This is a genomic window from Allocoleopsis sp. (assembly GCF_036703385.1).
In the GTDB taxonomy this organism is placed as follows: Bacteria; Cyanobacteriota; Cyanobacteriia; order Cyanobacteriales; family Coleofasciculaceae; genus Allocoleopsis.
In genome coordinates this window covers 1-7,787 of sequence record NZ_DATNPA010000097.1, presented here as the reverse complement: position 1 = coordinate 7,787, position 7,787 = coordinate 1, and the positions used below count along the sequence as shown (strand labels likewise).

The window sequence follows — 7,787 nt, the reverse complement described above, 5'->3', positions numbered from 1 at the left end:
ACAAATCAGCCAGGAAGCATTATCAATGCTGGCAATTTGGCAGTAAGTCCGGGACAGAATTTAACCCTATTGGGCGGCACTGTTGTCAATACCGGGCAACTTTCGGCACCCGCAGGACAAATTATGATGACGGCTGTGCCTGGGTCGAATTTAGTTCGCCTTAGTCAATCTGGACATCTGCTGAGTTTGGAGATTGACCCAACAGCGTCTGCTGCTACTTCAGGAATTACACCGCTTTCTTTGCCGCAGTTGCTCACTGGGAGTGGTGGGAGTGCTGCATCGGGTATTGCCGTTAATTCTTCAGGACAGGTAGTACTATCTAATTCTGGAAAAGTGGTTTCTACTGAGGCAGGGACGGCTACTGCCTCTGGTGCTCTGGATGCTTCGGGTCAAATGGGTGGTGCCGTGAATGTCTTGGGCAATAAAGTTGAACTGTTGGGTGCCAATATTAGTGCATCAGGTCTCAATGGCGGCGGCACGGTGCGAATTGGCGGGGATTATCGGGGTACAGGCACCGTTCCGAATGCGTCCCAAACCCTTGTGAGTCATGACTCGGTGATTGCTGCCGACGCCCTGAATAGCGGTGATGGTGGGAGAGTGATAGTCTTCGCCACAGATACTGCTAGCATCCACGGAACGCTAACCGCACGGGGAGGAAGCTTTTCTGGGAATGGCGGATTGATTGAAACCTCTGGTAAGCAGTTTCTCAATCTCACCAGTACTCCCGATGCTTCTGCTTTTAAGGGCACAGGGGGAACTTGGCTGATTGACCCCACGGATATCACGATTATCACTGGAGGAGGCGGTGCAATTGGTACCAATCAGGTGAATGTCGCCAACATCAATACGGCACTTAATACTGGCACCAACGTTACGATTACAACTGATATTGGAGGCACTGACCAAGGCAATATTACCCAGAATGCCAATGCACCGATTAATAAAACAGCAGGTGCAGACGCGACTCTCACCTTAGCTGCCGACAATAACATTATCCTGAATGCGGGAATCAGTTCTACGAGTGGCAAGCTGAATTTGAACTTGAACGCCAACCGAGATAATAGCGGTGCAGGTAGAGTTGTAGTCAATAATGCCATCTCGACACTGGGTGGGAATATCACCGTCAATGGTGATGGCAATACCAATAGCGGTATCACTGCCTTGAGTCTGATCGACTCCGGAGGCGGGAATATCAGCTTCACCGGGACTGCCACGGGGACTGGTGATTTTGTTAGGGGCATAGAGGTTCAAGGCGGTATTACCTCAAGAGGCGGGGAAATCAGCTTCACCGGGACAAGTACGGGGACGAGTACTCAGGTTACAACCGCAGAAGGCATTGCGACTTTCGGTGCCCCAATTGACTCTGGGGGTGGGAAGATTAGTTTCACTGGGAATAGTGCCAACGGTGCGGGCATCGGAATTCATAACATCATTACCTCGAAGGGGGGGAAGATCGAGTTCAATGTAACGGCGGCCCAGTTACAAGGCATTATTATTGCTGACGATGTCCCAGCGATTGAGATCAATTCTGGGGGAGGGAATATCAGCTTTACTGGGGCTAGCAGCAGCAATGTTGGTATCATTACCAACAGCCCCATCGACTCCGGGGGCGGGAAGATTACCTTCAATGGCACTAGCACTGCAACTGGTGAATTTGCTGGCATTTTTGTCAATGACAATATCTCTTCAGGGGGCGGAGAGATTAGCTTCACGGGGACTAGCCGCAGCTATGTCGGCATCTTGAATAAAGACACGAGTACAATCAACTCCGGAGGGGGAAAAATCACCTTCGATGGGACGAGTACGGGCATTGGTACATCTGCTAGGGGAATTAGTTCGGAAGGGGTTGTCTTCTCACAGGGCGGGGATATCGTTTTTACAGGCAACAGCCTTACCGAATTTGGCATCTTTAATAACAATGCCATCAACTCTGGGGGCGGAAATATTACCCTCAACGGCACGACACAGGGAACTGATGACTCTGCCAGGGGCATCTTTGTCAATGGGAATATCACTTCAGGAAACGGCAACATTGACTTGACAGGAAATAGCAGCAATACGGGTATTTATGTAATCAATGCAAATATCGCTTCTGGAAGCGGCAATCTTACCCTGTCTGCTGACAAAATGATTTTTGACGGTACTTCTACTGCGACTGGTACGGGCAATTTGGTGTTACAGCCCGCTACCCCCAATCTCAATCTGGACATCGGCGGAACATTCCTGAGTAGAGCAGCATTGGAACGATTTAGTGGCTTTTCCTCCACGACGGTTGGAGGCAATGACAACGGGGGTGACATTACCTTGGGAGATAATGTCACGTTTAACACACCCGTTACATTGCGATCGCTAAATGGCTCGATTAACGCCAATGGTTTTACGATGACTGGAGCGGGTGACATTACCCTAATTGCCAACCAAGGGATTACCACTGGCTCTATCATCAATCCAGGTCAGCAGATTACGATCGCCAGCAATAGTGGCAGTATCGATACTAATGCCGGAACGCTCAATACTAGCTCCACGACTGGCAATGGGGGAGCCATTAATCTTTCGGCTGCTGGCAACATTACTACAGGTGATGTTTTGTCAAGTGGCGCGGCTCAGGGCGGGGATATCACTCTCACCAGTAAGGGGGGAAGCGTTACCAGTGGGAATCTCAACGCTTCAGGAGTCACTCAAGGTGGCGCGATCGCAACTTCGGCTCGGACTCAGATTACGACTGGGGCGATCGATTCCAGCGCGAGTTCTGGTAATGGGGGTAATGTTTTCCTTGACCCTCTCAATGATATCCAAGTTGCTTCGATCAATGCCCAAGGCGGAACAGCGGGCACAGGAGGAGACGTTGATATTACCACTGACCAGTTTTTCCGGGCAACGGGCAGTTTTAGCGATCGCAATGGCATAACCGCCAGCATTTCTACGGCTGGAGGAGTGGGAGGCGGTTCAGTTACAATCCGGCATGGCGGCGGACTGCTGGGAACTCCTTTTGATGTGGGGAATGCAGGAGTTAATGGAACAACTGGCGCAATTACCAATGGAATTGATACCCTTTCTCCGTTTCAGTCATTCCCTGGCCCATTCAGGTTGGGCGACATCGACATCATAACTCCATTTTTCCCAGACCCAACGCTGTTGTTTAATCGTGACTACCTACTTAACATCGAGGATAATGACAAAACCTTAGCGCTACTCGAACCACCACCGAGTATCGGCTGGCTGGAGATTGATGCCGCTTTTGCTGAAATGGAGGAGTTCTTAACCTACCAATTCGAGCAGTATCTAGGGCTCCCGTTGAGTGAGACTGTCTCTTTAGAACAAGCTCGTGCGACGCTGCGGAAAAATCAGGCTGCGACAGGTGTAAAATCAGCCCTAGTTTATGCCGTATTCGTACCCGATACCCAAGTCCCGGAAGCGACAGAGGATACAGCGAACCCAGGACTGGAAACTCAAACTCAACGCCTGCTCAAGCGTATCCCAAAGGATAGCGATCAATTACAGCTCGTTGTAGTGACGGCAGATGGGAAAGCGATTGGGCGGCGCGTGCCGAATACGACACGCGCTCAGGTGGTGGCAATGGCAAGCCTTTTGCGAAGTCGCATTACCGATCCCAGGCAACCCCGCCGCCGTTACATCCCTATGGCAGAGCAACTGGATCAATGGCTGGTGGCACCGATTAAGAGAGATTTACAAGCTGAAGGCATCCAAAATCTCGTCTATATCATGGATGTGGGTTTGCGTTCGCTGCCAATGGCGGCTCTTTACGACGGTCGGCAATTTTTAATTGAGCGCTATAGTATCGGGATGATGCCCAGTTTGGGCTTAACCAATACCCAATACCAAGACATCAAAAATTCTCAAGTGCTGGCGATGGGGGCGTCCCAATTCACGGATGAAAACCCCTTACCGGCGGTACCCGTAGAGTTGTCCTTGATTACTCCACGCTTGTGGCAGGGTAAGTCTTACCTGAATCAAGGCTTTACGTTGAATAATCTGAAAGTCCAACGCCGCCAGAAGCCGTTTGGTATTATTCACTTAGCCACCCACGCCCACTTTAGACCGGGGACACGGGATAATACTTACATTCGTCTGTGGAGCAGTAAGTTATCGCTCGGTGAGTTGCCGCAGTTAGGCTGGAATAACCCACCGGTGGAGTTATTGGTACTGAGTGCTTGTCGCACGGCATTGGGCGATCGCGAAGCTGAGTTGGGCTTTGCTGGGTTAGCGGCACAAGCAGGTGTCAAGTCGGTTTTAGGTAGTGTATGGAACATCAGCGATGAAGGGACGTTAGCGCTGATGACGGCGTTTTATCAACAGTTGAAGCAGGCACCGATGAAAGCTCAGGCGCTACAACAGGCGCAACTGGCAATGCTGAAGGGAGAGGTTCGCCTGGAGGGTGGGGAGTTACGGACTCCGACGGGGGAGAAAGTGCCTCTGCCGCCGGAACTGGCAAAGCTGGAAGATCAGGATTTCTCTCATCCCAATTACTGGTCTGGATTTACGATGATTGGTAGTCCTTGGTAAGCGCATATAATGGCTAAAACTCTATCCCCAGAGGTCTTACTTCAACTGCTCGATTAAGCGATCGCCCACTCGCAACGCATTGGCAATAACTGTTAAGTCGGGACTCACACTAGCATGAGAGGCGAAAAAACTGCGACGGAGCTGATAGTTGGCTGTATGGGGCTGATTTATCTGCTGCGAGTGATTGCTCAGGACTTAGGCAGCTACATCATCTCTTTGATATACTGCTTCACCACTTGTGGCAGAGCATAAAAACTTCCTTGTTGTTGTATCAAGCAGCGCCGCGATAAAGATTGCAGTGCATTGAGTAAATCTGACGCTACCATTGTTCCATTTTCTATCAATTTTGCTAGGTTGACTGGTTCGCTTTCCCTAGCCAACAAGGACAAAACTTGTTTTTCTATTTCGGATAAGCGATCGCACTGTTGCTGTAAAGTATCTTTTAAATCTTCTGGCAACAATATAGTATCGTCGGGTAATAACTCAGTCACACCTCCTCCCAACTCTTGAATCAGAGTCGCCACGCTTTTTAACCACAACGGGTTGCCTTGGTAGCGGTGAATGAGTGCTGAGTAGTTATCGATTTCTGCTAATCCATAATCTCTCAGTATTTCCCGTCCGGCTGCGATATCTAAGCCTGTAAGTTGTAAGGTACGAATGGGGATATTTTGGCTTTTGACTCGAGTCACTTCTCTGGGTTGTTCCCAACCGATTAACAGAAAGCAACTTTGATGGGGTAACTTTTCTATCTGTTTGAAGAAGGAGCGATAGTCTTCGTATCCTGGTTTATACTTCCCTGCTAATTCACCGCTACTGAAAAGGTTGTGAACGTCATCTAAGACTACTAAACAGGGATGCTTTTGTAAATATTTAATTAGGGGTAATGATTTTTGGCTAGTTGCAGGTGAATCTAGTTTTTCTGACTGCGAGAAAAACTGTATTAGTTTATCTTGTAATTCAGCTAAGGTGGGGAATGCGTCTACATTGCACCAAATGAGGTACTCAAATTCATCTTTTATTTGTTGGACGAGTTGCACCGCTAATGTGGTTTTGCCGATACCGCTGATGCCAGTGAGGGCTATTAGGCGGCAGCATTGTTGTAAAATCCAGGTTGTGAGAGTGTCGAGTTCGGGAGTGCGATCGTAGAAAGCACCTAACTCTGGCATTTCGCGTAAATCTTGATGCAAAGCTTTAGTTTGTTTTGGGTTAGATGTTTCCTGATTATGTGGGTTTGAGTTTGGTATATCTGGCGGGTGCCTACTTTCTCCACAATAATTAACGAAGCCTATTTGCGCCGAATCTTGTGCAAAATGTGAAACTATTGAGACTTGCAGCCTCTCCATTGCCGAGCGTAAATTCGATTTACTAATATCTTCTCCTAACTGTTCTGAAAGTATCTGCCATAATTCCGAACCCGCATTCCTAACACTACTTTCAGAACAATCAAAATCCTTAGCTATTTGCTTGTATGTCTCACGTTGTAGAGTGCCCCGCAGAACCGCTTCTTGTAAATCGTCAAGGTGCTGACCCGTTTTGGTGAATATTATCTCATCAGCGAGTTTTAACACTTCTTCAAGGTTCATCGCAGTTGGGGGCATTTTGTGCATTATAGCTTACATTTTCCGGCTTTTTAGCACATTTTTGTACAAACCTAGATTAAAAAGAGTGAAGAAGGGGTAAAACTGTCGGCAAAATTGAACATTTTTGGGCTAGGCAAACCTGGAAGTTATTAACATCATGGAAGAAGTATTAAAGCTTAAGTTTATGGGTTTAACAATTGCTGTTTTACACCCTGTATTGAAGGTAATGTTATGCCACAGAGAATGTCTCGCCGTCGATTTGTCTTGTACAGCAGTTTAGGCTTTGTAGTTGCAGTCCACGACAGTTTTACGCCTACGGAAGCTTCGCAGACTTTGGCCGAGAGAAGTTGGCGCTATTGCAGTAGTTGCGGCGTATTGTTCCACAATGGCAGCGGACGTGGACGCTGCCCCAACAATCCTGAAGGACATGCCGCAGCAGGTTTTCAGTTCATTATCGGCTACGTCAGTAACGGATGCGTGGATGACACGCCAACTAAGCAGTCTCGATGGCGGAAGTGCAGCAAGTGCCTCACCATGTATTACAACGGAGGCGATGCGACCAGCAAGCGTTGCTCTGCTGGTGGGTTTCATTCACGCGACGATCGCAAGTGCTACAACCTGCTGGTGAATCGGTTGCACGGACCGGTTCTCAACCCAGAAAACGAATTCATGCAGGGTGGCTGGCGTTTTTGCGGTCGCTGTTCTGCCTTGTTCTTTAACGGCTATCTCGACAACAAGGGCGTGTGCCCAAGCGGCGGTGCCCACGCTGCCCTCGGCGACATGTTTGTGCTTGAGCATTTGTGAAGCACTACGTTCATTGCGGTGATATGCCATGATTAGGTTCGTTTCTAGCTAGGTTCATCAGAGGAGGCTCGCGACCATTAATGATGGTGGAAATGGCGTGCGAATCAGATTCCAGCCAGGAGGCGGTGCTGCACCTCAAGGTTTGTCTCCTGGTCAGTGTACTTGGTCGGATCGAGCATTGAGACCTGATGAACCGACTACAATTTGTGACAGCAGCGCAAGTGCAGCTCAATATGTGGGTCAGTTAGTTCAGTCAGGTCAGTACGCAATTCTGCAAGTTTACAATGACGGTCAGGGCTGTATGAAAGTGACCCGCATTGGTTCTTAGCTTTTTGTACACCTATTTTTTACCTTCTATTGACTAGCAGGTAATCTATGGTAGTTTTTCTAGAGGCATGAAGTGCTTTATGACTGATCCGGAAAAAGAACCTGAGAAACAGCAAGGTTTGAGCAAAGAAGCATGGACTGCAATTAGTGCTATTGCAGTGGCGCTAATTGGTTTATTCCCTGTGATATGGAACACATTTTTTCCTCCACCACCAGGGAAATCATCAGATTCTTCCTCTCCATCTACTCCTGTTCCGACAGTTTCTTCGCCCTCACCACCAAAGGTAGCAAACACGCTCTTGGGGAAATGGTCAGGTGTAGCCAAAGACCCATCAGGAACTTCTTTTCCCATTAATGTTGAAATTAACCGAGATTGTAGTCTAAAAGAGAAATGTGGTTATATCAGTGTTCCCAAAGTTCCCTGTTATGGTGAAATTACTCTAATAAGCGTCAACAATAATAAGTACGAGTTTGATGTTAGTAATTTTGATAGTAGAAGTAATTTGAAGCTCTGCCAGCCTGGAGCGGGAGAGGTTTTCCATCTAATCTCAG

The 7,787-nt window shown here is 48.2% G+C and carries 5 protein-coding genes and 1 pseudogene; 4 read left to right on the top strand and 2 right to left on the bottom strand.

Features of this window, described 5'->3' with window-relative positions:
• Positions 1-36 precede the first annotated feature (36 nt).
• On the top strand, positions 37-4,524 hold the full coding sequence (locus tag V6C93_RS04860) for a CHAT domain-containing protein (protein WP_333475523.1): 4,488 nt from the start codon (positions 37-39) through the stop codon (positions 4,522-4,524).
• 203 nt (positions 4,525-4,727) lie between these two features.
• Here V6C93_RS04860 and V6C93_RS04855 read toward each other — a convergent pair whose 3' ends face one another.
• Positions 4,728-6,107 (bottom strand): NB-ARC domain-containing protein, encoded by a 1,380-nt coding sequence (locus V6C93_RS04855; RefSeq protein ID WP_333475522.1) that lies wholly within the window; start codon positions 6,105-6,107, stop codon positions 4,728-4,730.
• 382 nt (positions 6,108-6,489) lie between these two features.
• On the opposite strand from V6C93_RS04855, the gene V6C93_RS04850 reads away from it, so the two are divergent.
• On the top strand, positions 6,490-6,732 hold the full coding sequence (locus tag V6C93_RS04850) for a hypothetical protein (RefSeq protein ID WP_333475521.1): 243 nt from the start codon (positions 6,490-6,492) through the stop codon (positions 6,730-6,732).
• Here V6C93_RS04850 and V6C93_RS04845 read toward each other — a convergent pair.
• The gene (locus tag V6C93_RS04845; protein ID WP_333475520.1) at positions 6,696-6,938 is read right to left on the bottom strand and encodes a hypothetical protein; all 243 of its coding nucleotides are present in this window, start codon (positions 6,936-6,938) and stop codon (positions 6,696-6,698) included. The two genes, V6C93_RS04850 and V6C93_RS04845, sit on opposite strands and share 37 nt — an antisense overlap.
• A 67-nt stretch (positions 6,939-7,005) precedes the next feature.
• Between V6C93_RS04845 and V6C93_RS04840 the strand changes: the two genes are divergently transcribed.
• A complete protein-coding gene (locus V6C93_RS04840; protein WP_333475519.1) occupies positions 7,006-7,236 on the top strand; it encodes a hypothetical protein in 231 nt (76 codons plus the stop codon).
• 79 nt (positions 7,237-7,315) lie between these two features.
• Positions 7,316-7,787, top strand: a pseudogene (locus V6C93_RS04835) (hypothetical protein); the annotation flags it as partial.